At 62.8% G+C, this 22,762-nt stretch carries 25 protein-coding genes, 1 other RNA gene and 1 pseudogene; 19 read left to right on the top strand and 8 right to left on the bottom strand.

All coding sequences use genetic code 11. From position 1 onward, the window contains the following. The first annotated feature begins 75 nt into the window (after window positions 1-75). On the top strand, window positions 76-1,281 hold the full coding sequence (locus ACWGTI_RS25395) for a multidrug effflux MFS transporter (RefSeq protein ID WP_454589664.1): 1,206 nt from the start codon (window positions 76-78) through the stop codon (window positions 1,279-1,281). Between the two features lie 43 nt (window positions 1,282-1,324). Here the strand turns inward: ACWGTI_RS25395 and ACWGTI_RS25390 are convergent, their stop codons facing one another. Together ACWGTI_RS25390 and ssrA are read right to left on the bottom strand one after the other, a co-directional pair. After that, window positions 1,325-1,474, bottom strand: a complete 150-nt coding sequence (locus ACWGTI_RS25390) for a hypothetical protein (protein ID WP_454589663.1) — start codon at window positions 1,472-1,474, stop codon at window positions 1,325-1,327. A gap of 18 nt (window positions 1,475-1,492) precedes the next feature. Beyond that, window positions 1,493-1,852: a transfer-messenger RNA gene (gene ssrA, locus ACWGTI_RS25385) on the bottom strand. Between the two features lie 164 nt (window positions 1,853-2,016). Between ssrA and ACWGTI_RS25380 the strand changes: the two genes are divergently transcribed. Together ACWGTI_RS25380 and ACWGTI_RS25375 are read left to right on the top strand one after the other, a co-directional pair. Continuing rightward, a complete protein-coding gene (locus tag ACWGTI_RS25380) occupies window positions 2,017-2,328 on the top strand; it encodes a DUF2853 family protein (RefSeq protein ID WP_454589662.1) in 312 nt (103 codons plus the stop codon). Between the two features lie 141 nt (window positions 2,329-2,469). Further along, on the top strand, window positions 2,470-3,264 hold the full coding sequence (locus ACWGTI_RS25375; RefSeq protein ID WP_454589661.1) for a thymidylate synthase: 795 nt from the start codon (window positions 2,470-2,472) through the stop codon (window positions 3,262-3,264). 3 nt (window positions 3,265-3,267) lie between these two features. Here ACWGTI_RS25375 and ACWGTI_RS25370 read toward each other — a convergent pair. Beyond that, a pseudogene (locus ACWGTI_RS25370) lies at window positions 3,268-3,488 on the bottom strand (TOBE domain-containing protein). Window positions 3,489-3,646: 158 nt separating this feature from the next. On the opposite strand from ACWGTI_RS25370, the gene modA reads away from it, so the two are divergent. From modA to ACWGTI_RS25350, 4 genes are all read left to right on the top strand, one after another. Next, window positions 3,647-4,441: a molybdate ABC transporter substrate-binding protein gene (gene modA / locus ACWGTI_RS25365; RefSeq protein ID WP_454589660.1), complete on the top strand. Its 795-nt coding sequence runs from the start codon at window positions 3,647-3,649 to the stop codon at window positions 4,439-4,441. A 24-nt stretch (window positions 4,442-4,465) separates the two neighbouring features. Then, entirely contained in the window at window positions 4,466-5,170 is a 705-nt protein-coding gene (gene modB / locus ACWGTI_RS25360) for a molybdate ABC transporter permease subunit (protein WP_454589659.1), read from the top strand. Continuing rightward, window positions 5,167-6,279, top strand: a complete 1,113-nt coding sequence (gene modC, locus ACWGTI_RS25355; RefSeq protein WP_454589658.1) for a molybdenum ABC transporter ATP-binding protein — start codon at window positions 5,167-5,169, stop codon at window positions 6,277-6,279. The genes modB and modC overlap by 4 nt, the downstream gene beginning before the upstream one ends. A gap of 69 nt (window positions 6,280-6,348) precedes the next feature. After that, on the top strand, window positions 6,349-6,690 hold the full coding sequence (locus ACWGTI_RS25350; RefSeq protein ID WP_454578083.1) for a winged helix-turn-helix domain-containing protein: 342 nt from the start codon (window positions 6,349-6,351) through the stop codon (window positions 6,688-6,690). Window positions 6,691-6,798: 108 nt separating this feature from the next. Here the strand turns inward: ACWGTI_RS25350 and cobF are convergent, their stop codons facing one another. Further along, a complete protein-coding gene (cobF, locus tag ACWGTI_RS25345) occupies window positions 6,799-7,563 on the bottom strand; it encodes a precorrin-6A synthase (deacetylating) (RefSeq protein ID WP_454589657.1) in 765 nt (254 codons plus the stop codon). 130 nt (window positions 7,564-7,693) lie between these two features. Here cobF and ACWGTI_RS25340 point away from each other — a divergent pair, with 130 nt between their 5' ends. From ACWGTI_RS25340 to ACWGTI_RS25310, 7 genes are all read left to right on the top strand, one after another. Then, window positions 7,694-8,704: a DUF4424 domain-containing protein gene (locus ACWGTI_RS25340; RefSeq protein WP_454589656.1), complete on the top strand. Its 1,011-nt coding sequence runs from the start codon at window positions 7,694-7,696 to the stop codon at window positions 8,702-8,704. After that, the gene (locus tag ACWGTI_RS25335; protein ID WP_454589655.1) at window positions 8,704-9,234 is read left to right on the top strand and encodes a dihydrofolate reductase; all 531 of its coding nucleotides are present in this window, start codon (window positions 8,704-8,706) and stop codon (window positions 9,232-9,234) included. Before ACWGTI_RS25340 ends, ACWGTI_RS25335 begins: the two co-directional genes overlap by 1 nt. Further along, window positions 9,231-9,845 (top strand): dimethylsulfonioproprionate lyase family protein, encoded by a 615-nt coding sequence (locus ACWGTI_RS25330; RefSeq protein ID WP_454589654.1) that lies wholly within the window; start codon window positions 9,231-9,233, stop codon window positions 9,843-9,845. Before ACWGTI_RS25335 ends, ACWGTI_RS25330 begins: the two co-directional genes overlap by 4 nt. Window positions 9,846-9,999: 154 nt before the next feature. Then, window positions 10,000-11,115: an FtsH protease activity modulator HflK gene (hflK, locus tag ACWGTI_RS25325; protein ID WP_454589653.1), complete on the top strand. Its 1,116-nt coding sequence runs from the start codon at window positions 10,000-10,002 to the stop codon at window positions 11,113-11,115. After that, complete coding sequence (gene hflC / locus ACWGTI_RS25320) at window positions 11,115-12,071, top strand: protease modulator HflC (RefSeq protein WP_454589652.1); 957 nt, start codon at window positions 11,115-11,117, stop codon at window positions 12,069-12,071. Before hflK ends, hflC begins: the two co-directional genes overlap by 1 nt. Before the next feature lie 4 nt (window positions 12,072-12,075). Continuing rightward, window positions 12,076-12,261 carry a DUF2065 domain-containing protein gene (locus tag ACWGTI_RS25315; RefSeq protein WP_454578076.1) on the top strand — a complete coding sequence of 62 codons (186 nt, stop codon included), beginning with the start codon at window positions 12,076-12,078 and terminating at the stop codon, window positions 12,259-12,261. A gap of 143 nt (window positions 12,262-12,404) precedes the next feature. Continuing rightward, complete coding sequence (locus ACWGTI_RS25310) at window positions 12,405-13,922, top strand: DegQ family serine endoprotease (protein WP_454589651.1); 1,518 nt, start codon at window positions 12,405-12,407, stop codon at window positions 13,920-13,922. Between the two features lie 45 nt (window positions 13,923-13,967). Here ACWGTI_RS25310 and ACWGTI_RS25305 read toward each other — a convergent pair whose 3' ends face one another. Beyond that, window positions 13,968-14,540 (bottom strand): GNAT family N-acetyltransferase, encoded by a 573-nt coding sequence (locus ACWGTI_RS25305; protein WP_454589650.1) that lies wholly within the window; start codon window positions 14,538-14,540, stop codon window positions 13,968-13,970. Beyond that, on the bottom strand, window positions 14,537-15,424 hold the full coding sequence (gene serB, locus ACWGTI_RS25300; RefSeq protein ID WP_454589649.1) for a phosphoserine phosphatase SerB: 888 nt from the start codon (window positions 15,422-15,424) through the stop codon (window positions 14,537-14,539). Before serB ends, ACWGTI_RS25305 begins: the two co-directional genes overlap by 4 nt. Here serB and miaA point away from each other — a divergent pair. Beyond that, entirely contained in the window at window positions 15,414-16,379 is a 966-nt protein-coding gene (gene miaA, locus ACWGTI_RS25295) for a tRNA (adenosine(37)-N6)-dimethylallyltransferase MiaA (RefSeq protein ID WP_454589739.1), read from the top strand. The genes serB and miaA overlap by 11 nt on opposite strands. Before the next feature lie 131 nt (window positions 16,380-16,510). Beyond that, window positions 16,511-17,302, top strand: a complete 792-nt coding sequence (locus ACWGTI_RS25290) for a GGDEF domain-containing protein (protein WP_454589648.1) — start codon at window positions 16,511-16,513, stop codon at window positions 17,300-17,302. A gap of 220 nt (window positions 17,303-17,522) precedes the next feature. Here ACWGTI_RS25290 and ACWGTI_RS25285 read toward each other — a convergent pair whose 3' ends face one another. Continuing rightward, the gene (locus ACWGTI_RS25285) at window positions 17,523-19,352 is read right to left on the bottom strand and encodes an ATP-binding protein (RefSeq protein ID WP_454589647.1); all 1,830 of its coding nucleotides are present in this window, start codon (window positions 19,350-19,352) and stop codon (window positions 17,523-17,525) included. 152 nt (window positions 19,353-19,504) lie between these two features. On the opposite strand from ACWGTI_RS25285, the gene ACWGTI_RS25280 reads away from it, so the two are divergent. From ACWGTI_RS25280 to ACWGTI_RS25270, 3 genes are read left to right on the top strand one after another with little or no spacing between them, the layout of a single operon-like run. Then, window positions 19,505-20,071, top strand: coding sequence for a helix-turn-helix domain-containing protein (locus ACWGTI_RS25280; protein WP_454589646.1), 567 nt, complete (start codon window positions 19,505-19,507; stop codon window positions 20,069-20,071). A 4-nt stretch (window positions 20,072-20,075) separates the two neighbouring features. Further along, window positions 20,076-20,384, top strand: coding sequence for a hypothetical protein (locus ACWGTI_RS25275; protein WP_454589645.1), 309 nt, complete (start codon window positions 20,076-20,078; stop codon window positions 20,382-20,384). A 22-nt stretch (window positions 20,385-20,406) separates the two neighbouring features. Continuing rightward, window positions 20,407-20,940, top strand: coding sequence for an N-acetyltransferase family protein (locus tag ACWGTI_RS25270; protein ID WP_454589644.1), 534 nt, complete (start codon window positions 20,407-20,409; stop codon window positions 20,938-20,940). Here ACWGTI_RS25270 and ACWGTI_RS25265 read toward each other — a convergent pair. Then, window positions 20,937-22,739: an NAD(P)-binding domain-containing protein gene (locus tag ACWGTI_RS25265; protein ID WP_454589643.1), complete on the bottom strand. Its 1,803-nt coding sequence runs from the start codon at window positions 22,737-22,739 to the stop codon at window positions 20,937-20,939. The two genes, ACWGTI_RS25270 and ACWGTI_RS25265, sit on opposite strands and share 4 nt — an antisense overlap. Window positions 22,740-22,762 lie beyond the last annotated feature (23 nt).

The following is a 22,762-nucleotide window of genomic DNA, read 5'->3' as shown; positions in this document are numbered from 1 at the left end:
AATTTCGCGGGATGGAACGTCCTAGGTTAGACGCCACCTGACGGCGGCAACCAGATTGCGAAAGAAACCACTTTCATGAGTCCCAAATTCCTCCGCATCGCGGTCGTGCTCGGCCTGTTGTCCGCAATCGGGCCATTCGCCATCGACATGTACCTGCCGGCGCTGCCTTCCATCGGCGAGGATCTGCATGCGGGCACTGCCGCTGTGCAAATGAGCTTGCTGATCTTCTTCCTGTCGATGGGCTTCGGCCAGATCGTCGTCGGGCCGATCTCCGACATGGTCGGCCGCAAGCTGCCGCTCTATGGCGGGCTCGCGCTGTTCATGGTCGGCGGCATCGGTTCGGCCATGAGCCCGACCATCGAATGGCTGATCGCCTTCCGCTTCCTGCAGGGTCTCGGCGCCAGCGCGGGCATGGCTGTGCCTCGCGCCATCGTGCGCGACCTGCACACGGGCACTGAAGCGGCCAAGCTGATGTCCTTGCTGATGTTGGTGTTTTCGGTGTCGCCGATCCTGGCGCCGCTCACCGGCAGCCAGATCATCGAGAATTTCGGCTGGCGTGCCGTGTTCTGGACGGTGACGGGCGCGGCCCTGCTGGCGACGATTCTTTTGGCGACCTCTCTCAAGGAAACGCGGCCGGCCGAAGAACGTGTAGGTTCATCCTTCGGAACCGCACTCGCCGGTTACCGCTTCCTGATGGGTGACCGCAACTATCTCGGCCTGGTGGCGATCGCCGGCTTCGGCATTGCCAGCTTCTTCGTCTACCTCTCGAGCTCGTCCTTCATCCTGATCGACCACTACGGGCTGTCGCCTTCGGTCTACAGCGTGTTCTTCTCGATCAACGCGGTAGCCTTCATCGGCATGTCGCAGCTGACGGGAATGCTGTCCGAGCGCTTCGGCCTGAAGCGCGTCGTCTGGGTGGCGGTGACCGGCTACGCCACAACCATGGTGGTGCTGTTCGCCGTCATGGCGACGGGCGTGGACCGGCTCGATGTGATGGCGGCGCTGCTCTTCGTCGGCTACGGCTTCCTCGGCCTAGTCATCCCGACGACCTCGGTGCTGGCCATGGAAGAGCATGGCGAGATCGCCGGCACGGCTTCGGCGCTGATGGGCACGCTGCATTTCGCCATCGGCGCGCTGGCCATGGGCGTCGCCGGCATCTTCTTCGACGGCACGCCGCTGCCGATGATAGCGGGCATTACGCTCTGCGCCGTGATCTCGTTCACGCTGGCCAAGCTGACGCTCGGCCGCTCGCGCGAAGCGGTTGAAGCGCCGGCCGAGTAAGCCAACGACGCTCAATGAAAGGCCGGGTCTGACCCGGCCTTTTTCATGTCTGGGACAATCCGGCCTCGGCCAGCACGAACTCGAGCCCTGTTTCGCCCGGCGCCCGCGGCAGTTCGACCAACTCATATCCCAATTCGTCGTAGACGCCGACCAGCGAATGGTAGGTGCGTTCGGCGGCTGCGCTTGGGCGCATGTCCAGGGAGAGGGGAGAAGTGGAGGTTTCTGTTGCCAGGTACCTCCGAACCCCGCCTAGAAGTGCGAACCTCTAGGGCTTGATTTGAAGCGTTCGCACTGCATTAAGCAGCGAGACGAGCTTCCGCATAGTTGTCGTTGGCAACTATAAGTTTAGCCCGATGACGGTGGTACAATGCCGGGCAAAAGTACGATCTTTACACCTTCGTCGATCCTATTTCGCCCCCAGCAAAAGCCGCTTCGTCGCCAAAGCGGCTTTTGGTGGAGGCGCCGGGTACCGCCCCCGGGTCCGAACGGCTTATTTCATCGCCCATTTATCGCCATAGTCGGTCAAGCCGACAAACCGAATATAGGGGGCCATTGCAGAAAATGAAAGGCCGCAATGGTGCTTTGTCCCCGGGCCAAATCGCAACGCCGAGGGTTGACTTGGGCACGGTCTCAACCGAAGCTTTGGCGCGGTGAGGAGTATCGACCTAGCGCGCAGGTTGCGTAGCGCCACAGCCCTCATCGACCGGATCCGTGGCGCCGACGAGGGAAAGTCTGATGGCCGACTATCTTGCGGATGTGAAGAAATACGACGTAGGCGCCAGCGCCGATGCGGTCGAAAAGATCGTCAAGCATCTCGGTATTGCACTGAGGAACCGCGATTCCTCGCTGGTATCGTGCACTGACCCCAAGGAACTCGATCGCGTCAAGACCAACTGGGTCGCCAAGAAGCTCGGCGTCGCCGACGGCGCCAAGGCGGATGCATCCATCGACAAGACCTGCAAGGCGATGGCTGCCGACAACACCAAGAGCCGCGTGACCTTTTATTACCTGGTCGCCAAGGATCTGGGCAAGCTCGGCTCGCTCTGATCGGCCACACCGCCTGAAAAATGGATGCCGGCGCGGTGCGCGCCGGTTGCCAGGCAATATCCCCGAGGCATTTTCGCTTTGCAGTGTTCGGCCGGCGGCCAGTCAGCTATGATACCGCCATCCCGAATCGAGGCGAAGCCGATGCGCCAATATCTCGACCTTCTGCAGCATGTGCTGGACAACGGCGCCGATCGCGGCGATCGCACCGGTATCGGCACGCGTGGGGTGTTCGGTCACCAGATGCGCTTCGATCTCAGCCGCGGCTTTCCAGTCACCACGACCAAGAAGCTGCATTTGAAGTCGATCGTCCATGAACTCCTTTGGTTCCTGGCCGGCGACACCAACATCAAATACCTCAACGACCATGGCGTTTCTATCTGGGATGAATGGGCCGACGAGAATGGTGACCTCGGCCCGGTCTATGGCAAGCAGTGGCGTTCCTGGCCGGACGGCCATGGCGGGTCGATCGACCAGATAGCCAATCTTCTCAAAGAGATACGCAAGAATCCGAATTCGCGCCGGCTGATCGTTTCGGCGTGGAACCCGGTCGAGGTCGAGGCCATGGCGCTTCCGCCCTGCCACTGCCTGTTCCAGTTCTACGTCTCGGAAGGCAAGCTGTCCTGTCAGCTCTATCAGCGTTCGGCCGACATTTTTCTCGGCGTGCCCTTCAACATCGCCTCCTACGCGCTGCTGACCCTGATGGTGGCGCAGGTCACCGGGCTGAAGCCCGGCGATTTTGTTCACACGCTGGGCGACGCGCATCTTTACTCCAACCATTTCGAGCAGGCGCGCGAGCAATTGCGGCGCACCCCAAAGGCGCTGCCGACGCTGTGGATCAACCCGGACGTGAAGGACCTGTTCGCCTTCCGCTTCGAGGATTTCCGGCTGGAGAACTATTTTGCCGACGCGACGATCAAGGCGCCGATCGCGGTCTGATCCTCACAAGCCTGCCATCAGTCGACGCCCCACCATGACGTCCGGGGCCTTGATCACGGCATAGGCCTGCTTGCCCTTTTCGAGCTTGAGATCGGCGACGGCCTCGTTGGTGATCGAGGCGGCGACGACGGAGCCGCCGACATCGATGCGGACATGCGAGGTGGTGGCGCCTTTGACATCTCGACGATCGTTCCCTTAAGGATGTTGCGCGCGCTGATTTTCATAAGGACGTCCTTTCCAAGGTTTCGGTGCCCGTCCTAGCCAGAACAATCGCTGCCGAACAGACGCTTTCGACGCATGATGGCTTCCCTTGTTATATTCATCCGGATATATCGGTCGGCAGGCGTCGAGCTGAGCGGATTCAAACCCAGGGAGAGAATTCATGACGGGCAAAGGTTTTGGATTGAGGGCGATCGCGATTGGCGGCTTTGCTGCAACGTTGATGGCTGCGGTGCCGGCGGCCCACGCAGACGACAAAGTGATCGTGTTTGCCGCGGCCAGCCTCAAGGACGGGCTCGACGCGGTCAACAAGGCCTGCCAAGCCGATGTCGGCGAAGCGGCGACCGTCTCCTACGCCGCGAGTTCCGCACTGGCCAAGCAGATCGAGGGCGGGGCGCCCGCCGACGTCTTCATCTCGGCCGACCTCGACTGGATGAAATACCTCTCCGACAAGAAGCTGACCAAGCCCGAAACCGAGGTGAAACTGCTTGGCAACCAGATCGTCCTGGTGGCGCCGAAGGATTCGAAGGTCGAGATCAAGATCGAGAAAGGCTTCGACCTTGCCAAGCTGGTTGGTGACGGCAAGCTCGCCATGGGCGACTTCAAGGCGGTGCCGGCCGGCAAATACGGCAAGGCGGCACTGGAATCGCTTGGCCTCTGGTTGTCGGTTGAAGGCAAGGTGGCGCAGGCCGAGAATGTGCGCGCGGCACTCAAGCTGGTTTCGACCGGCGAGGCCCCGCTCGGCATCGTCTATGCCACCGACGCGCATGCCGACAAGGACGTCAAGGTGGTCGGCACCTTCCCGGAGGATTCGCATCCGCCGATCATATATCCGGTCGCCCAGACTGCCGATTCGAAGGACAAGGATACGCCGACCTTTCTGAAGTGCCTGCAATCCGCCAAGGCGGCGGAGCTGTTCAGGAATCAGGGTTTCACGGTGTTGGCGCCAAGCAACTGAGCTCGAAGGACTTCACCTCACGATATGAGCTGGCTGCTGGACCTCACTCCCGACGAATGGAATGCGGTCCGGCTGTCGATCAAGGTGGCGACGGTGGCGATGCTGTTCAGCCTGCCGCCGGGCATCCTGATTGCGCTCTTGCTTGCCCGGGGGGAATTCTGGGGCAAGACGCTGCTCAACGGCGTGGTTCACCTGCCGCTGATCCTGCCACCGGTGGTGACCGGCTATCTCTTGCTGCTCACCTTCGGCCGGCGCGGGCCGGCCGGTGCTTTTCTCGCCGAGCATTTCGGCATCGTTTTCTCGTTTCGCTGGACGGGCGCGGCTCTGGCCTGCGGCATCATGGGCTTTCCCCTGATGGTGCGGGCGATCCGATTGTCGATCGAGGCGGTCGACCGCAAGATGGAGGCGGCGGCAGGAACGCTCGGCGCCAACCCGCTGTTTGTGTTCGCCACCATCACGCTGCCGCTGATCCTGCCAGGGCTGATCGCCGGCTCTATTCTGTCTTTTGCCAAGGCGATGGGCGAATTCGGCGCCACCATCACCTTCGTCTCCAACATTCCCAACGAGACGCAGACTCTGCCGTCGGCGATCTACACCTTTACCCAGGTGCCGGGCGGCGATGAAGGCGCGCTGCGGCTGACGCTGATTTCGATCATCATTTCGATGGCGGCCCTGGTCGCCTCGGAGGTGCTGGCACGGCGCGTCGGCCGGCGGATGGAGATAGAATGAGCGTCCTTGTCGACATCAGCCATCGGCTGGGCGATTTCGTCGTCGACGCGCGTTTCGAAAGCGCCGGGCGGCTGACGGCGCTGTTCGGGCCGTCTGGTTCGGGCAAGACGACGCTGATCAACATGATCGCCGGCCTGATCCGGCCGGACAAGGGTCGCATCGCGGTCGACGGCCGCGTGCTTGTCGACACCGATGCCGGCATTTTCGTGCCGAAGCACAAGCGCCGGATCGGCATGGTGTTCCAGGATGCGCGGCTGTTTCCGCATATGAGCGTGGCCGGCAATCTGCGCTATGGGCGCTGGTTCACGCCACCGGCGGAGCGCTACGCGGGGATGGACGCGGTCGTCGAACTGCTCGGCATCGGTCCTCTGCTCGACAGGCGACCGGCAAAACTATCTGGCGGCGAGAAGCAGCGCGTGGCGATCGGGCGGGCGCTGCTGGCTAGCCCCAAACTCCTGTTGATGGACGAGCCGCTGGCCTCGCTCGACGACGCGCGGAAGGCCGAGATCCTGCCCTATATCGAGCGGCTGCGGGACGAGACGAAGATCCCGATGGTTTATGTCAGCCACTCCGTCGCCGAGGTGGCGCGGCTGGCGAGTAACGTGGTGGTGATGGCGCAAGGCAAGGTCGCGGCTTCCGGCCCGACCGGCGCGATCATGCAACGGCTCGATTTGTTGCCGGCGGAAGAACGCGGCGAGGGTGGTGCGGTGCTGGACGCACATGTGCTGCGTCATGACGAGGCTTTCGGCATGAGCGTGCTGGGCTCGGCGGCAGGCGAAATCCGGGTGCCGCGGCTGGCTGGGGCGACCGGCGCGCCGGTGCGCATCCGCATCCGCGCCCGCGATGTGATGATCGCCACCGAGCAGCCGACGGGCCTCAGCGCGCTCAACATCCTGCCGGGCACCATCGTCGCGATCAGCCCGGGCGAGGGGCCAACGGTCGAGATCGGCATCGACTGCAACGGCGCAACCGTGCTTGCCCGCATCACCGAGCAGTCGCGGCAGGCGCTGAAACTTCATCTTGGCGGCAATGTGTTCGCAGTGATCAAGACGGTCAGTTTCGACCGCGCCAATACCGGTGCCGGGTTGCCGGCCGAAGCGGATGGCTGATAGTCGCTATATCGTTTTGGAATAGCGCTACGGATCGGGAGGCGCTACTGTGACCGTGGAGGACAAGAGATGCCGTCGCTGAGCCTTCGGATAAATCTCGATCCGGACGGGCGCATAGGTCCGGGCAAGATCGAATTGCTGGAGCAGATCGCCACCTTCGGCTCGATCTCGGCCGCCGCGCGCGGCATGGAGATGTCCTACAAGCACGCCTGGGATCTGGTCGAGGACATGAACCGCGTATTCGGCAAGCCGCTGGTCGCGGCGCAGACCGGCGGCCGCAAGGGCGGCGGCGCGCAGCTGACCTCCGTCGGACTGGCGGTGGTCAGCCGTTTTCGCGCCATCGAGCGCGCTGCGGCGTCGGCGGCAGCAACGCATATGGCGGCGTTGCAGGCGGAGATCGATGCTGGATAGGCAGTAGGGCAGTAGGGCAGTAGGGCAGTAGGGCAGTAGGATTTGACGTTCTGGCCCGCTCAAATATCCGAGATGCGAACCTCCCTATTGCCTTACTGCCCTACTGCCTTACTCCCCTAATTTTCTCAGCAAATACGTATCCATGATCCAGCCCTTCTTCCGGCGGGCTTCTTCGCGCACCTTCTCGATCTCCGCACCGACATCGCCGAGGCGACCCGCAATGATGATTTCATCCGGCGTGCCGAGATAGGCGCCCCAGTGGATGATGAGATCCTTGTCGGCCAGCGTGTTGAAGGCGCATTTGCCGTCGAGCATGACCACCGCGCTGCCGGCATTTTGCGGCATGCCTTCTTCGGTCAGGCGACGGCCGGTGGTGATCAGCATGGGGTCGCCGATACGGTTCAGCGCCATTTTGTGGCTGGCGGCGAGCGCCTGGACGGAGGTGATGCCGGGGATGACCTCCAGCTCGAACCCGACATTGCCCCGTAGGCGCACACGCTCAAGAATGCGCAGTGCGCTATCGTAAAGAGAAGGGTCGCCCCAGATCAGGAAGGCGCCGCAGCCATCTTCGGCAAGCTTGTCGCGGATCAGGCTTTCATAGATTTCGGCGATCGCCTCGTGCCAGTCGTCGACGGTCGAGCGGTAGAACGGCGCCGGCTCGGCGCGCACCGGCACGTCGAACTCGACGCGGCGCGAGTTCGGGTTGGTGACGAAACGATCACAAATCTGGCGGCGCAGTTCGGCAAGATCGTTCTTTTTCACGCCCTTGTCGGGAATAAACAGGACGTCCGCCCGGTTCAGGCCATCAATCGCCTGAACGGTCATATGATCGGGATTGCCGGCGCCGATGCCGATGACAAGAAGCTTGCGCATGTGGCGAACTCCTGCCCGATCGAAAGCTGTTAGTCCAGACCGCGTTTGGGCACTCCGGGCAACGGAATGGCTTTGAAACGCCACATTGAAACCGCTAGGGTCGCGCCGCATTGTCGCCGAGGGGGCTTTCATGCTGCGCTATGTTCTGACCGCCGTGCTGGCCTTATCGGCCGCGCCGGCATTGGCCAATGATTCCACCGCCGAGCTTGGTACGGGCGGCCTGATCCTGTCGCGCAGCGACGCGGTGTCGATGCAAAGCGAGGATCTCTTCATCTCGCCGGAAAAGGTGACGGTCGACTACGTCTTCCACAACAACACCGACAAGGATGTCGATGCCATCGTTGCCTTCCCGCTGCCCGACATCGAAGGTGACCCGGAGGAAATGCCGGCCATCCCGGAAAACCAGAGCGACAATTTCCTCGGCTTCGAGGTAACGATCGATGGCGTGCCGGCAAAGCCGCAGCTCGAGCAGAAAGTGTTCGCTGTCGGCATCGATATCGGCGCCGATCTGAAGGCGCAGAACGTACCGTTCAATCCATTCGGCGATGCGGCCAAGGCGGCCCTGGCCAAGCTGCCAAAAGCGGTCGCCGAGGATTGGGAGAACCGCGGCATCATCATCGAGGATACCGGCAGCGACGGTACCGAGGCGAACAAGGTCTATACGCCGTGGTGGCAGTTGCGCTCGACCTATTGGTGGCGCTCGACCTTTCCGGCCAACAAGGATGTCCATGTCTCGCACCGCTACAAGCCCAGCGTCGGCGGCACGTCGTCGGTCAGCTTCTTCTATGAAGGCAAGTTCTCCGAGGGCAGCCAATATGCAAGCTACAAGACCCGCTTCTGCATGGACGACGCGTTCGAGAATGCGGTTCGCCAGGCCGCCAAGGCCGACGGCTATCCGCATTTTTACGAGAACCGCATTCAATATATCCTGACCACCGGCGGTAACTGGGCGAACGGCAGCATCGGCAAGTTCAAGCTGACTGTCGACAAGGGCAATCCGAAAGCGCTGATTTCGTTCTGCGGCGACAATGTCAAAAAGGTCGGGCCGACGACCTTCGAGACGACAGCGAAGGATTTCTATCCCGAGCACAACATCGACATATTGCTTTTGGAGCCGTCGGATAGCGGAGATGCCAACTGATGGACCTCGCGATCTATGTCGCCATCGCCGAGAACGGCGTCATCGGGCGCGAAGGCGGCCTGCCGTGGCGGCTATCCGCCGATCTCAAGCGCTTCAAGGCCGATACGATGGGCAAGCCCGTCATCATGGGCCGCAAAACCTATGAAGGCATCGGCAGGCCGCTGCCGGGCAGGCTGAACATCGTGGTGACGCGCGACAAGGCCTGGCACGCCGAGAGCGTTGAAACAGCAAATTCGCTGGAAGCCGCGATCCAACTGGCCACGGTGCGCGGGCGTTGCATGAGCGGGGTCGACGAAATCTGCGTCATCGGCGGCGGCGAGATCTATGCCCAGGCGCTTCCACTCGCCGACCGGCTGCATGTCACCCATGTGCTGGCCAAGGTCGACGGCGATGCGCATTTCCCGCCGATCGATCCAGCCAGCTGGCGAATTGTGCGATCGCAGGATTTTCCGGCTGGTGAAAAGGACAGCCACGCAACGCGCTATACGATCTACGAGCGCCGCCGGCCAATGACGCAGGTATCCCGGTGACGGATAACAAGCATCAGCCGCTCGGCACTTTCATGGATTTGCTCGGCACAGAAATACGCTTGCGCATGGGAAATGACCCTGCGCGTGAAGCCGCACATCGGCGGATTTTCGCTAACACGGCGCTTGAGGCACCACACGGGAGCGGTGAGCGGCCCCAGCGTCAACCGGCTTGTCGCCACCTTGCGGAATGCTTTGCCGGGCTTGAGAAAGTCGGCGGCAATCTTGGCAAGCTCGCCGCCGCGCTGCGCGAGATTGAGCCGCATCTCAGCTGGAACAATCAAAGCGAGCGCCGCAAGTCCGCGGTCCTGGCCGAGAATTATGCCGATTCCTTCATTGTCGGTCCGGGCGGTTTCGTCTCGAGCAGTGCAATCGAGATCGGAGTCTCGGTCATGGCGCCGCACACGACCTATCCAGATCATCGGCATCCGCCGGAAGAGCTTTACCTTGTCCTGTCGCAGGGCGAGTGGCGGCAGAATGCCGAGGCGTGGCATGAACCCGGGGTCGGCGGGGTCGTCTACAATCCACCCGACATCGTTCATGCCATGCGCGCGGATGCCAAGCCGCTTTTTGCCATTTGGTGCCTTCCCCTCGACAATACGCCGCAACGATAGGGCGACTTATTGGAATTTGCTGCTTGCAGCGGTCCAAATCGGACGGTGCAGTGTCGGATCGCGTTGAAAGCGCATCGCGGCGTCCCTATAGAAGAACAACTGGATTTTGCGCCGCAAGGCCGGCGCTGAGGGAATTCCAAGCGAAAGGACATTCATGCCCTGGAACGACAAGAGTGGTGGCGGCGGCCCATGGGGCGGCGGCGGCGGCAATCAGGGGCCATGGGGGCAGGGACCAAAGGGACCTAGCGGCCCGCAAGGGTCACCTCCCGATCTCGAAGACATCATCCGACGCGGCCAGGACCGGCTGCGGCGCGCGCTGCCCGGTGGCGGCGGCGCCAGCCCGGCCGTCTTTGCGCTGATCGCTGCGGCCCTGATCGTGCTGTGGGCGTTCAAGGCCGTCTACACCGTGCAACCGGACGAAGTTGCGGTCGAGTTGCGCTTCGGCAAGCCGAAGGCGGAGCTGTCGCAGCCGGGTCTGCATTTCCATTGGTGGCCGGTCGAAACCGTCGAGACGGCCAACATCGCCGAGCAGCTCGTCGATATCGGTGGTGGCGGCGCGACGAGCGGCAACACTTCCGGGCTGATGCTTACCGGCGACCAGAATATCGTCAACGTTCAGTTCTCGGTGGCCTACCAGGTCTCCGATCCGAAGGCCTATCTGTTCGATGTCTCCGATCCCGAAGGCATGCTGCAGCAGGTCGCTGAAAGCGCCATGCGTGAAGCCGTCGGCCGGCGACCGGCCCAGGACATTTTCCGCGATGATCGCCAGGGTATAGCCGCGTCGGTGCGTGAAATCATCCAGACGACGCTGGACGGGTATAAGGCCGGCCTGAACGTCAACGCGGTTTCGATCGAGGACGCGGCGCCGCCGCGCGAAGTGGCGGACGCGTTCGACGAAGTGCAGCGCGCCGAACAGGACGAGGACAAGTTCGTCGAGCAAGCCAACCAGTATTCCAACCAGAAACTCGGCCAGGCGCGCGGCGAGGCCGCACAGGTCCGTGAAGACGCGGCGGCCTACAAGAACCGCGTCGTGCAGGAGGCCGAAGGCGAGGCGCAGCGCTTCATCTCGGTCTATGACGAATATGCCAAGGCCCCCGATGTGACGCGCAAGCGCCTCTATCTGGAAACGATGGAGAAGGTCCTGAAAGACTCCAGCAAGGTCATCGTCGAACAGGGCAATGGGCAAGGGGTCGTGCCCTATTTGCCGCTGCCGGCACTGCAGCCGAAGGCGCCGGCGCCCCTTGGCGCCACGACCGGAGGAGCACAGTGATGGCCAATCGTCTTCCCATCCTCGCCGTCATCGCGGTCGTGCTTCTGTTCCTGCTCTACTCCTCGGTCTTCGTGGTCAACGCGCGCCAGCAGGCGCTCGTGCTGCGGTTCGGTGAGATCGTCGATGTCAAGAATGAACCCGGCATCTATTTCAAGGCGCCTTTCGCCTTCTTCGACGCCGACAGCGTGCAATTGATCGAAAACAGGGTGCTGCGTTTCGATCTCGACAACATCCGCGTCCAGGTTTCGGGCGGCAAGTTCTACGAGGTCGACGCCTTCATCGCTTACCGAATCTCGGATCCGCGCGTGTTCCGCTCCGCCGTGTCCGGTCAGATCACACTGGCCGAAGCCCGACTGAGGACGCGTCTCGATGCAGCGCTGCGCCGTGTCTACGGTCTGCGCGACTTCGAAGCGGCGCTCTCGGAAGAGCGGGCCGTGATGATGCGGGAAGTGCGCGATCAGCTTCGGCCGGACGCAACGTCGCTCGGTCTGCAGATCGAGGATGTGCGCATCCGCCGGACCGACCTGACGGCGGAGGTTTCGCAGCAGACCTTCGACCGCATGAAGGCCGAACGCCTGGCCGAGGCCGAACGGCTGAGAGCGCGCGGCAAAGAGGCCGCGCAGCGCATCACCGCACGCGCCGACCGCGAAGTGGTGGAAATCGTCGCCGAAGCGCGCAAGGAATCGGAAATCCTGCGCGGTGAGGGCGAGGCCCAGCGCAGCGCGACCTTCGCCGATGCCTACAAACGCGATCCGGCCTTCTTCGACTTCTACAGGTCGATGAATGCCTACGGCACGGCGCTGGACAATTCCGGGACGACGATGGTGCTGTCGCCGAACTCGGAGTTCTTCCGCTTCTTCCGCAGCCCGGATGGCACGGACGCGAAGCCGGCGACCCCTGCGGCTCCAGCGACGGCACCTGCCGCGCCGGCGGCACAACCTGCACCCGCCCAGTAGGGCGGTGCAGGATTTCCTTGCGGCCATAGGCCTGGTCCTCGTTGTCGAGGGCCTGGTCTATGGCGGCTTTCCCGGCCTCGCCAAACGCCTTGCCGGCGAAGTGCTGTCGACGCCGGAAAATGCGCTGCGCATCGTCGGGCTGGCGGCGATTGCCATCGGCGTCGGCATTGTCTGGCTGGTGCGTGGCTGAGGACCGCTGATATCAGGTGTAACGGAGGATTTATCCTCCTGATGTGGCCATAGCCGCAAACGTGCCGTATTTCTTGCCAACATGACGCGACGCGGCGTTTTGCCGAAGCGCTTTTTCTTTTCAGCAATTCCGGGAGGCTCTCGATGACATCCAACACCCTTCTGCGCGCGGCGCGACGGACGTTCATCGCAGGTGCTGCGGCACTTATGGTCGGTGCGCTTGCCATACCGGCTTTCGTGACGCCGACGGTTGCCGCCGACGGACCGGCTTCGGTCGCCGACCTAGCCGAGGGCCTTTTGGGCGCGGTGGTCAACATCTCGACCTCGCAGACCGTGAAGGGCACGGAAGGTCCGGGCGCGGTGCCGATGCCGCAACTGCCCGAGGGGTCGCCGTTCCAGGATTTCTTCGACGATTTCTTCAAGAACCGCGGCGGCGACAAGGATGGCGGCGCGCAAAAGGTGCAGTCGCTGGGCTCCGGCTTCGTGGTCGATGCCGAGCAAGGCATTGTCGTCACCAACAACCACGTGATCGCCGATGCAGACGACATCGAGGTGAATTTCTCCGACGGCGTGACGCTCAAGGCGACATTGGTCGGCACCGACACCAAGACCGACGTCGCGGTGCTCAAGGTCGACCCGAAGGGCCACAAGCTGACGGCGGTGAAGTTCGGCGATTCCAACAAGATGCGCGTCGGCGACTGGGTGATGGCGATCGGCAATCCGTTCGGCCTCGGCGGCACGGTCACGGTCGGCATCGTCTCGGCCCGCAACCGCGACATCAATTCCGGCCCCTATGACGACTTCATCCAGACCGACGCCGCGATCAACCGGGGCAATTCCGGCGGTCCGCTGTTCAACAGCATGGGCGAGGTCATCGGCATCAACACCGCGATCATCTCGCCGTCCGGTGGCTCGATCGGCATCGGTTTCTCCATTCCCTCTCAGATCGCTTCGGGCGTCGTCGACCAGTTGCGCCAGTTCGGCGAAACCCGCCGTGGCTGGCTCGGCGTGCGCATCCAGCCGGTGACTGACGACATCGCCGAGAGCCTCGGCATGGCGACCGCCAAGGGTGCGCTGGTGGCCGGCGTCATCAAGGGCGGACCGGTCGACAACGGCACAATTCTCGCCGGCGATGTCATCGTCAAGTTCGACGGCAAGGACATTCATGAAATGCGCGACCTGCCGCGTGTCGTGGCGGAAAGCCCGGTCGGCAAGGCGGTCGACGTGATCATCGTGCGCAAGGGCGTCGAGCAGACGGTGAAGGTGACGCTTGGCCGGCTTGAAGACGGCGAGAAGCTCGCCAGCGGCGAAGACGGCACTACCGATGAGGACAAGGGCGGCGACAAGGCGCCCGCGGTTTCGACGGCTTCGGTGCTCGGCATGACTGTCGGTGAACTCAATGACGAAACACGGACCAAGTTCGGCATCGCTGCCGATGTCTCGGGCGTCGTGATCACCGACGTCACCAAGGATTCGGCTGCGGCCGAGCGCGGCATTCAGGCCGGCGAGGTCATCACCGAGATCGCCCAGGAATCGGTCGCGACCCCGAAGGACGTGATGGACCGGATCGGCGCGCTGAAGGAGCAGGGCCGCAAGAACGCGCTTCTGATGCTGGCGTCCAAGACCGGCGAATTGCGGTTCGTCACGATCCGGATGGATTGAGTCCGGAAAACACCCTAAGCGATTGTGTTTCAAGAAAAAGGGCGGCTAGCGAGCCGCCCTTTTTCTTGCCTGCCAGTCCTTGCGCGACAGGGCGTAGAGGACATGTCGCTTCAGGTGCGGATGGCTGCCGGGGATCGAAGGGTGGTCGAAATCGCGGGCCGGGTCCGGGCTCATGCCGAGGCGCTCCATGACGGCCGTCGAGCGGCGGTTGCCGGCGACGGCGAAGGAGACGATTTCATCGCGGTCGAGCGTTTCGAAGCCAAAGGCGAGCCATGCCTCGGCCGCCTCGGTGACATAGCCCTTGCCCCAGAATTCGGGCGCCAGACGCCAACCGATCTCCACTGTGTCGGAAGGCATGGACGGCACGTGATCGGTTTCGAGGAGGCCGACAAATCCTATGCATTCGCCCGTCGCGGCGATTTCCGCGGCGGCAAAGCCAAAGCCGTCCTCGGCAATCCAGCCGCGGAACTCATCCATCTTGGCATCCGTCTCCGCTCGGTCGCGACGGAACGGAAAAAACTCCATCACGCGCTCGTCCGAATTGATGCGGTGAAAAAGCTCGCGGTCGCGGTCCTCCCAGTTGCGCAGGATCAGGCGTTCGGTGTGCATCGGTTTCATCCGGCAAACTCTTCCTGGCGATAACCTTGGAGATAAAGCAGGGCCGTGAGGTCACCATGGTCGATCCGGACCTTGGCTTGCGCGGCGACGGTGGGCTTGGCGTGGAGCGCGACACCGGTGCCGGCAAGCCGGATCATGTCGAGATCATTGGCGCCGTCACCGACGGCAATGGCGTCGGCTGGAGTCAGGCCGAGACGGGCCGAGATCTCGTTCAGGGCATCAGCCTTGGCGGCGCGGCCGAGGATCGGCTCGGCGACCAGGCCGGCAAAGCGCTCATTCTCCTCGATCAATCGGTTGGCGCGGTTTTCCTGGAAACCGAGCATGTCCGCGATGCGGCTGGTGAAGACGTCGAAGCCGCCGGAGACGAGTGCCGTCCAGGCGCCATTGGCCCGCATCGTCTGCACCAGAGCGCGACCGCCCGATGCCAGTGTCAGGCGGTTTGCGATGATGCGGTCGACAACGGCGGTCTCGAGGCCTTTCAGCAGCGCCACGCGTTCCCGTAAGGCCGGCTCGAAGGCGATCTCGCCATTCATCGAGCGCGCCGTGATGGCGGCAACGCGATCCTTGACGCCGATCTCGTCGGCCAGTTCGTCGATGCATTCCTGGTCGATCATGGTCGAATCCATGTCGGCAAGCAGGATTGTCTTGCGGCGTGTTCCAGCCTGCTGGACGATCACGTCGACGGGTTCGGAGCCAAGCACGGAGCGTAAGGCGGCAATCATCTCAGCGGCTTCAGCCCCTTCGGCCAGCACCAGATCGCAGGCGACGCCGTCGCCCAGCCAGCGAACAGCGCTTGCGCCGACCGACCGTGAGGCCATATTCGCAAGCGAGGCCGACACGGAGCGGCTGACAGGGTGTGACACAAGCGTGGCAATCAGCGGCATCGAAAATTCCAGGCAGGCGGGCGAAGGCCGCGTGAAGAACGCGATCCTGATAGCCGGGCCAACCGCCAGCGGCAAGTCGGCGCTGGCGCTCGATCTCGCCGAGCGCGAGGGCGGCATCATCGTCAACACCGATTCCATGCAGGGCTATTCGGTGCTGGATGTGCTGACGGCCCGGCCGGCTGCCGCCGAACTCGCCCGCGCGCCGCATTTTCTCTACGGTCACGTGCATCCCTCCACAGCCTATTCCACCGGCGCCTGGCTGCGCGACGTGATCAAGCTGATCGATGACGGCACGCTAGCCCGGCGGCTCGATGGACCTCCCTTCGAACATCCCGTGATTTTCGTCGGCGGCACCGGGCTCTATTTTCGCGCGCTTGCCGAGGGCATTTCGGAAATGCCCGACATTCCGCAGCAGGTGCGCGACCGCTGGCGCTACGAGTTGAAGGAGCAAGGCGCGGCCAAGCTGCATCGCCTCCTGATGCACGAGGATTCCGCGGTCGCCATGCAGCTGAAGCCGACCGACGGCCAACGCATCGTGCGGGCGCTGGAGGTGCTTGACGCATCCGGCCGCTCCATTCTGGAATGGCAAGCGGCGCGCGGCCGGCCGCTGATCGACCGCGACAGCGCGCGTTTCTTCGTTATCGAGCCGGACCGCGCGGCGCTTGTCGAGCGGATTGAGAGCCGGTTCGACCGGATGCTCGATCTTGGCGCTCTCGATGAAGTCAAACGGCTTGTGGCGCTTGGCCTCGATCCTGATTTGCCCGCCATGAAGGCGATCGGCGTCCGCGAACTCTTGGCCGCGATGGCTGATGACATCAGCTTTCCCCAGGCCATCGAGCGCTGCAAGGCAGCGACGCGGCAATATGCCAAACGGCAAACGACGTGGTTTCGCCATCAGCTGGGCCCGGAATGGCTGAGATTGCAGCCTGGTGACGACCCGAAAACCGTGATTTGATTTTCCTGCTGCTAATACAATTAAAGAAACAGAATCCGGAATGAACATTCCCGCTCCGGTTGTCGGGGTTAACCCTCCGTAAGGCGCCCGCGTGCCATAAAGCCGCCGGGCACTTTTCCAACGGGGAGCAGATGCGTTTCCATAAGGCGGAATCCGCATTTTTCGTTTTTATTTTCGTGATCCTCGCTGCAGGCCTGGTGACGCTTCATGCCTATGGTCTTTTGCAGGGCATCGCCGCCGACATGGATACCGCTTCCCGCATCGAGAGGATCGTCTACCTCAACAGGCTGCTGTTCATCACCGGGGTGCTTCTGGCGACGGCGCTGTTCTTCGGCGTGTTCTTCATCTACCCGCTGATCCGCAGTCAGGCGACGGAAGAGGGCAAGCTGCGGGCGATGACGGTTTCGCTCAGCGCCCGTTCGGAAACATTGCAGCATGCGGCGCTGACCGACGGTCTCACTGGCATGCAGAACCGGCGCTATTTCGACGATGCGCTGAAGGAATATCTCGAGGAATTCCGCCGCATCGAAAAGCCTGTCGGGCTGATGATCCTCGACCTCGATCACTTCAAGCAGGTCAACGACACACATGGCCACGATGTCGGCGACGAGGTGCTGCGGGCGGTCGCCAATTGCCTCAAAGGCATGACGCGCTATCACGACGTGGTGGCGCGGCTCGGCGGCGAGGAGTTTGCGGTGGTCACGCCCAACATGGATGCAGAGTTGCTGGGGAAATTCGCCGAACGCATCCGCAAGGCGATCGCCAACATGTCGGTGCTGTCGGGTAATGTCCGCCTCAAGATCACCACCAGCGTCGGACTTGCTGTCTGGGATCGGAAGGAAACTGCCGAGGAATTTTACCGCCGGGCCGACCGCCAGCTCTATGAGGCGAAGAGGCAAGGCCGCAACCGCGTCTGCGCCTAAAATTCCACCATCAAATTCGTGATGCTGGCCGTCTGCTGCCGGCTTCTGCGCTTCCGGTGCTCACGGACTGAATGTCCGCTCCGCTCCGGTTCTCGAAGCCGACACCAGCCGACTCAGCCTGACAAATTTCCTGACGGAATTTGCCCGGGCTTGTCAGCAAGACGGTATCGGAAGCGTCCGACGGAGCTTCCGGAGCCGTCAGCGGATGTGACGCCCAGGCTCAGTCGTTCTGTGAGCGCAGGCCGAAGGTGGCGGGCTTCAGGCCGTAGCGCATGTCGAAATCGTCGTCGGGCTGGATGCGCGGCGCCGGCGGTTTGCGATAGTCGGGATCTCCGGCTTGTCGGCCCGAATCCACGACCTCGGCGAAGGCCATCTGCTGCTGCGGCTTCGGCACGTTGCGCAGCCGCTCGACGATGGCCGCGAGATCGACGTCGTTGCCGTCCTGCGCGAACTCGTCCTGCTCTTGCTTGGCGGTGCCGGGGATCAGTTCCTGAGACAGCTTTTCGAACTTCAGCCGCATGGTCGTCGCCACGCCTTCACCGAAGGCAATGGCTTCGCGCTGGCCCATGGAGGACAGGAAGGCCAGCGTCGAGGCCGAAGAATCGGCGATCGCCGAGCGGATGATTGCCTGGTCCTGCTCGTTGGCCAACCGCATGGCGAAGAAGGTCGAGCACTGCGACAGGATGGTCGGATCGAGCTCGCCCGGACGCTGGGTGACGACGCCGAGATAGCAGCCATATTTGCGGCCTTCCTTGGCGATGCGCGACAAGGCATGCCTTGTCGGTGCAAAGCCGAGCCGCGCATCGGCCGGCATGTAGCGATGCGCTTCTTCGCACAGGAAAAGCAGTTTCAGCCTGCCCTCGCTCCACAGGGCAAGGTCGAAGGCCAGGCGGGCCAGCACCGAACAGACGGAGTTGACCACCTCGGACGGCATGCCGGCCATCTCGAAGCAGGTCACCGGGCGCCCGTGATGCGGCACGCGGAAAATGTTGCCGATCGTCTCGTGAATCGTGTCCTCGATCAGCCGCGAATTGAACATGAAGCGATAGCGCGGGTCCGATGCCGCCGACTCGATGCGCGTCTTCAGCGATTTCAGTGTCGGACGGTCGTTCTTGCTTTCCAAGAGCCCCATGCGCTCGTCGATCTGCTTGATGAGATCGACCATGCGGTAGGGTACCGGCGTGTCGGCGGTCAGTGCATCGCTGCCACGCTTGATATAGGCGCCGGAATTCGGATTGCGGTAGAGGTTCTTGGCGGCTGGGATCAGATCGCGCAGCACATCGACTTCTTCCGGCACCGTCTCGCGGCCGCGAAACAGCACTTCGGCGAATTCCTCGAGCCTGAACATCCAGAACGGCAGATCGAGCGTCTTGGAATCGACCCGGACGCAGAATTCGGGGAGCGAGGCCGCGAACTCATTGTGCGGATCGAGGATGAGGATACGCAGGTCGGGTCGGGCTGCGATCGACTTGCGCAACAGCAGCGAGACGGCGGTGGATTTGCCGACGCCGGTTGTGCCGACAATGGCGAAGTGGCGCGCCAGCGTGTCGTCGATGGCGATGTTGGCGTCGATCGCCTCGTCCTGCGACAGCGTGCCGATGGTGATCGAATGACGCCCGGCAAGGTCGTAGACCGCCTGCAGGTCGCGGCTGCGGATGCGGTGGGCGATGGCGCCGATATGCGGATAGGTGGTGATGCCGCGGTCGAAGACCGGTTTGTCGCCGGGCTCGGCGCCGTCACGCACCTCGCCGATCAGTTCGACGCTGACCTCGATCGGGTTCTGTCCCTCATTGCTCCAGGCGCGATCCGATTTACCGATCTCGTAGACCAGGCCAACGGTGCGCGATGTCCCGAGGTTGATGGAGATCATCTTGCCGACCGTCCACAGGCCGGTGACCGCGCCTTCGAGATCGTCGGCATAGGCGCTGATGGTGGCGCGTGCGCCGTCGCACTGCACGACATTGCCCAGGATGCGCTTGTCGTTCTGCTCGGCGCGGCGACGCTCCTGCGAGGTCGGTTCTCCAACGGAGGCTTCGCGCTCGACAAACATACGGTCCGATCCCCATTTCCGTGGAGTGTCGACCCTACGCAAATGGGGTTAAGGTGGCGTGTGGCGGGATGGTGTAGCAGGCGTTAACCCATCAGTGAAAATTCAACCGACCAGCCCCTTTCCCAACTCCGGATTTTCGATATATTGGACGAATGACTGATATAGCGAATGATATTTCCGTCACCATCGGCCGACGAATCCACTCCGAAAGAACCTTGCGGGACTGGTCGCTGGCCGATCTGGCCGACCGCTCGGGCGTCTCCAAAGCCATGCTCAGCACCATCGAGCGGGGCATGACCAGCCCAACCGCGGCTTTGCTGGTGCGCATTGCCGCCGCCTTCGGCATGACGCTGTCGACGCTGATTGCCCGTGCCGAGCAGCAGGGCGGCGGCCTGTTGCGCGAAAGCGAGCAGCCGGTGTGGCGCGACCCCGGCACGGGCTATGTCAGGCGACATCTGTCGCCGGTCTCCGACATGCCGCTCGAACTGATCCGGGTGCAACTGCCGGCCGGCGCCAAGGTGAGCTTCCCGGCGGCCTCCTATGCCTTCATCAAGCAGCAGATGTGGCTGATCTCCGGGCGGCTTGAGTTTACCGAGGGCGATGTCGTGCACAGTCTCGAGCCCGGCGACTGCCTGGCGCTCGGCGCGCCGTCGGACTGCACGTTCCACGCCGTGGGGCCGCAGCCCGCCGACTATCTGGTTGCGCTGGTCAGGGGCTGAAGCCGTGGCAAGACGTCCCAAGCGCTCCGACAATGGCGGACCGCCGCTCAATGATTACAAAGGCCCGCCCTGGGGCAAGGGCGATCCATACATCTTCCTCGCCTGGCAGGCAGCGCACGCCAAGGCGTGGAAGGCGCCGAGCCGCGATGTGATGCTGATGCGCATGGAAAAGGCCGAGCAGCTCGGCCTGACCTATGAGGAATACACGCTCGAAATCCTCGAGCGCGGGCTGCATCTGCAGCCGAAAGACGCTGATCGCATCGCTGCGATCAAGGCAGGACGAAAGCGACGCCGAGTCGTGCGTCTGGAATGATGGCGGCAAGGGAAAGGCACGCATGAGCACTATCGAAATCAGGTCGCTGACTGCGGAAACACGCGACATGCTAGCTGACTTACTGATTGAGACGGTCGCGTCCGGCGGCTCCGTCAGCTTCATGCATCCATTATCTAGGCAAGCGGCGAAAACCTTCTGGGACAACTCGCTGGCGGCGGCAGAAACAGGCGGAAGAGCTGTGCTGGGCGCCTGGGACGGCGATGCTCTGGTCGGCACCGTGACCTTGCTGCTCGATTTCCCTGATAACCAGCCGCACCGGGCCGAGACCGCCAAGCTGATGACCCGGCTCGAGCACCGTGGCAAGGGAATAGCGAGCGGGCTGATGCGCGCTGCCGAAACGCTCGCCATCGAGAAACACCGCACGCTGCTGGTGCTGGATACCGCGACGGAGGAGGGCGCTTCCGGCCTCTATGAAAAGCTGGGCTTCACGCTCACCGGCGAAATACCGGACTTTGCCTTGAAGCCGCACGGCGGGCTGACCGGCACGCTCATCTACTGGAAGCGCATCGGCCAGTCCGCCAGTGGTCCCGCCTAACCCTTGTGATGAACCTGCTGCAGCCCATAGACCGGCGCTGCGATGCCCTCCATCCGCGCCTTCAGCTGCAGCGACAGGAACTGCGAATAATGGCGCGACTGGTGCAAATTGCCGCCATGGAACCACAGCGCCTCCTGCTGCGTCGGCTTCCACATGTTGCGCAGCTCGCCTTCCCAAGGCCCGGGATCCTTGGTGGTGTTCGAGCCGAGGCCCCAGCACTTGCCGACCTTGTCCGCGACCTCTCTTGAGATCAAATCGGCCGCCCAGCCGTTCATCGAGCCGTAGCCGGTGGCGTAGACGATGAGATCCGCCGGCAGCTCCGACCCGTCGGAGAGCAGGACGGAATGCGCCTTGATCTCCTTCACCTCGACGCCGCTCTTCAGCTTGATCGAGCCGTCGATGATCAGGTCGGAGGCGCCGACATCGATATAGTAGCCTGAGCCACGCCTCAGATACTTCATGAACAGGCCGGAGCCATCATCGCCCCAGTCGAGCATGAAGCCGGCCTGCTCCAGGCCTTTGTAGAAATTGGCGTCGCGCTTCTTCATCTCGGCATAGGCCGGGATCTGGAATTCGTGCAGGATCTTGTAGGGCAGCGAGGCGAAGACGAGGTCGGCCTTGGCGGTGGTCATGCCGCTTTCGACCGCCTTTTCCGAATAGAGCGAGCCCAGCCCGATCTCCATCAGCGTGTCCGACTTGACGATATGCGTGGTCGAGCGCTGCACCATGGTGACGTCGGCGCCCGCTTCCCAAAGGGCGGCGGCGATGTCGTGGGCTGAGTTGTTCGAGCCGATGATAACAGCCTTCTTGCCGACATAGGCGTCGGGGCCGGGATGTTTCGAGGAGTGATGCTGGTCGCCCTTGAAGCTTTCCATGCCCTTGAAATTTGGCAGGTTGGCTTTGCCGGACTGGCCCGTGGCCAGCACCAGCTGCTTCGGCTTCAGCGTGATGTCCTTGCCATCGCGGCGCACGACCACGGTCCATTCCTTCTTCGTGTCGTCATAGACGGCGCTTTTGGCCTCGGTCGAGGACCAGTAATTCAGCTCCATCACCTTGGCATACATTTCCAGCCAGTCGCCGATCTTGTCCTTGGGCGCGAAGACCGGCCAGTTCCTGGGGAAGTCGATATAGGGCAGATGGTCGTACCAGACCGGGTCGTGCAGGCAGAGCGACTTGTAGCGCTTGCGCCAGCTGTCGCCGGCGCGCTCGTTCTTCTCGACGATGATGGTCGGCACGCCGAGTTGCCGCAGCCTCGCGCCTAGCGCGATGCCGCCCTGGCCGCCGCCGATGATGAGCGTATAGGGCTGCGTCTTGAAGCCGAGCTCGTCGGCTTCCTTCTCGCGCTCCTCTTTCCAGGTCGGGCGGTTTTTGCCATGGCCATGCTTGGCGCCGAGCGGGCGGTCGAAGCCGGCCGGCTCCTCATGGCCCTTCAACTCGACCATGGTGGTGAGCAGCGTCCAGATCTTGCCGTCCTTCAGCCTGATGTGACCGAAGCCGCGCGCCACCGCCGTCTCGAAGCTGATCCAGCCGTCGAGCACGCCGTCGTTTTCCGTGGCGTCCTCGCCCTTGGCGACCGCCCAGTTCGACGGTTTGGTCTTGGCCAGCTGGCTCACCAGCATATCGCGAACCTGGTCGCGCCCTTCCATCGTCTTGATGTTCCAGGTGAAGCTGACGAGGTCGCGCCAATAACAGTCCTCCTGAAAGCAGGCGACAGCCTTGTCGATGTCGCCGGCGGCGAGTGCCGCGCCGAAGCGATCGAGCAGGTCGGACAGCTTCTTGTTCGGGGCCTTGTCGAGCATCGAATTTCCTCCGCGATTTTTCC

Source organism: Mesorhizobium sp. ArgA1 (genome assembly GCF_053714375.1).
This window is presented reverse-complemented; position numbering and strand designations above follow the sequence as displayed.

What these genes read in the sequence shown, in the direction of transcription:
- ACWGTI_RS25395 (WP_454589664.1), top strand. Translation starts at nt 76, where the DNA reads ATGAGTCCCAAATTCCTCCGCATCGCGGTCGTGCTCGGCCTGTTGTCC.
- ACWGTI_RS25390 (WP_454589663.1), bottom strand. Translation starts at nt 1,474, where the DNA reads ATGCGCCCAAGCGCAGCCGCCGAACGCACCTACCATTCGCTGGTCGGC.
- ACWGTI_RS25380 (WP_454589662.1), top strand. Translation starts at nt 2,017, where the DNA reads ATGGCCGACTATCTTGCGGATGTGAAGAAATACGACGTAGGCGCCAGC.
- ACWGTI_RS25375 (WP_454589661.1), top strand. Translation starts at nt 2,470, where the DNA reads ATGCGCCAATATCTCGACCTTCTGCAGCATGTGCTGGACAACGGCGCC.
- modA (WP_454589660.1), top strand. Translation starts at nt 3,647, where the DNA reads ATGACGGGCAAAGGTTTTGGATTGAGGGCGATCGCGATTGGCGGCTTT.
- modB (WP_454589659.1), top strand. Translation starts at nt 4,466, where the DNA reads ATGAGCTGGCTGCTGGACCTCACTCCCGACGAATGGAATGCGGTCCGG.
- modC (WP_454589658.1), top strand. Translation starts at nt 5,167, where the DNA reads ATGAGCGTCCTTGTCGACATCAGCCATCGGCTGGGCGATTTCGTCGTC.
- ACWGTI_RS25350 (WP_454578083.1), top strand. Translation starts at nt 6,349, where the DNA reads ATGCCGTCGCTGAGCCTTCGGATAAATCTCGATCCGGACGGGCGCATA.
- cobF (WP_454589657.1), bottom strand. Translation starts at nt 7,563, where the DNA reads ATGCGCAAGCTTCTTGTCATCGGCATCGGCGCCGGCAATCCCGATCAT.
- ACWGTI_RS25340 (WP_454589656.1), top strand. Translation starts at nt 7,694, where the DNA reads ATGCTGCGCTATGTTCTGACCGCCGTGCTGGCCTTATCGGCCGCGCCG.
- ACWGTI_RS25335 (WP_454589655.1), top strand. Translation starts at nt 8,704, where the DNA reads ATGGACCTCGCGATCTATGTCGCCATCGCCGAGAACGGCGTCATCGGG.
- hflK (WP_454589653.1), top strand. Translation starts at nt 10,000, where the DNA reads ATGCCCTGGAACGACAAGAGTGGTGGCGGCGGCCCATGGGGCGGCGGC.
- hflC (WP_454589652.1), top strand. Translation starts at nt 11,115, where the DNA reads ATGGCCAATCGTCTTCCCATCCTCGCCGTCATCGCGGTCGTGCTTCTG.
- ACWGTI_RS25310 (WP_454589651.1), top strand. Translation starts at nt 12,405, where the DNA reads ATGACATCCAACACCCTTCTGCGCGCGGCGCGACGGACGTTCATCGCA.
- ACWGTI_RS25305 (WP_454589650.1), bottom strand. Translation starts at nt 14,540, where the DNA reads ATGAAACCGATGCACACCGAACGCCTGATCCTGCGCAACTGGGAGGAC.
- serB (WP_454589649.1), bottom strand. Translation starts at nt 15,424, where the DNA reads ATGCCGCTGATTGCCACGCTTGTGTCACACCCTGTCAGCCGCTCCGTG.
- ACWGTI_RS25290 (WP_454589648.1), top strand. Translation starts at nt 16,511, where the DNA reads ATGCGTTTCCATAAGGCGGAATCCGCATTTTTCGTTTTTATTTTCGTG.
- ACWGTI_RS25285 (WP_454589647.1), bottom strand. Translation starts at nt 19,352, where the DNA reads ATGTTTGTCGAGCGCGAAGCCTCCGTTGGAGAACCGACCTCGCAGGAG.
- ACWGTI_RS25280 (WP_454589646.1), top strand. Translation starts at nt 19,505, where the DNA reads ATGACTGATATAGCGAATGATATTTCCGTCACCATCGGCCGACGAATC.
- ACWGTI_RS25270 (WP_454589644.1), top strand. Translation starts at nt 20,407, where the DNA reads ATGAGCACTATCGAAATCAGGTCGCTGACTGCGGAAACACGCGACATG.
- ACWGTI_RS25265 (WP_454589643.1), bottom strand. Translation starts at nt 22,739, where the DNA reads ATGCTCGACAAGGCCCCGAACAAGAAGCTGTCCGACCTGCTCGATCGC.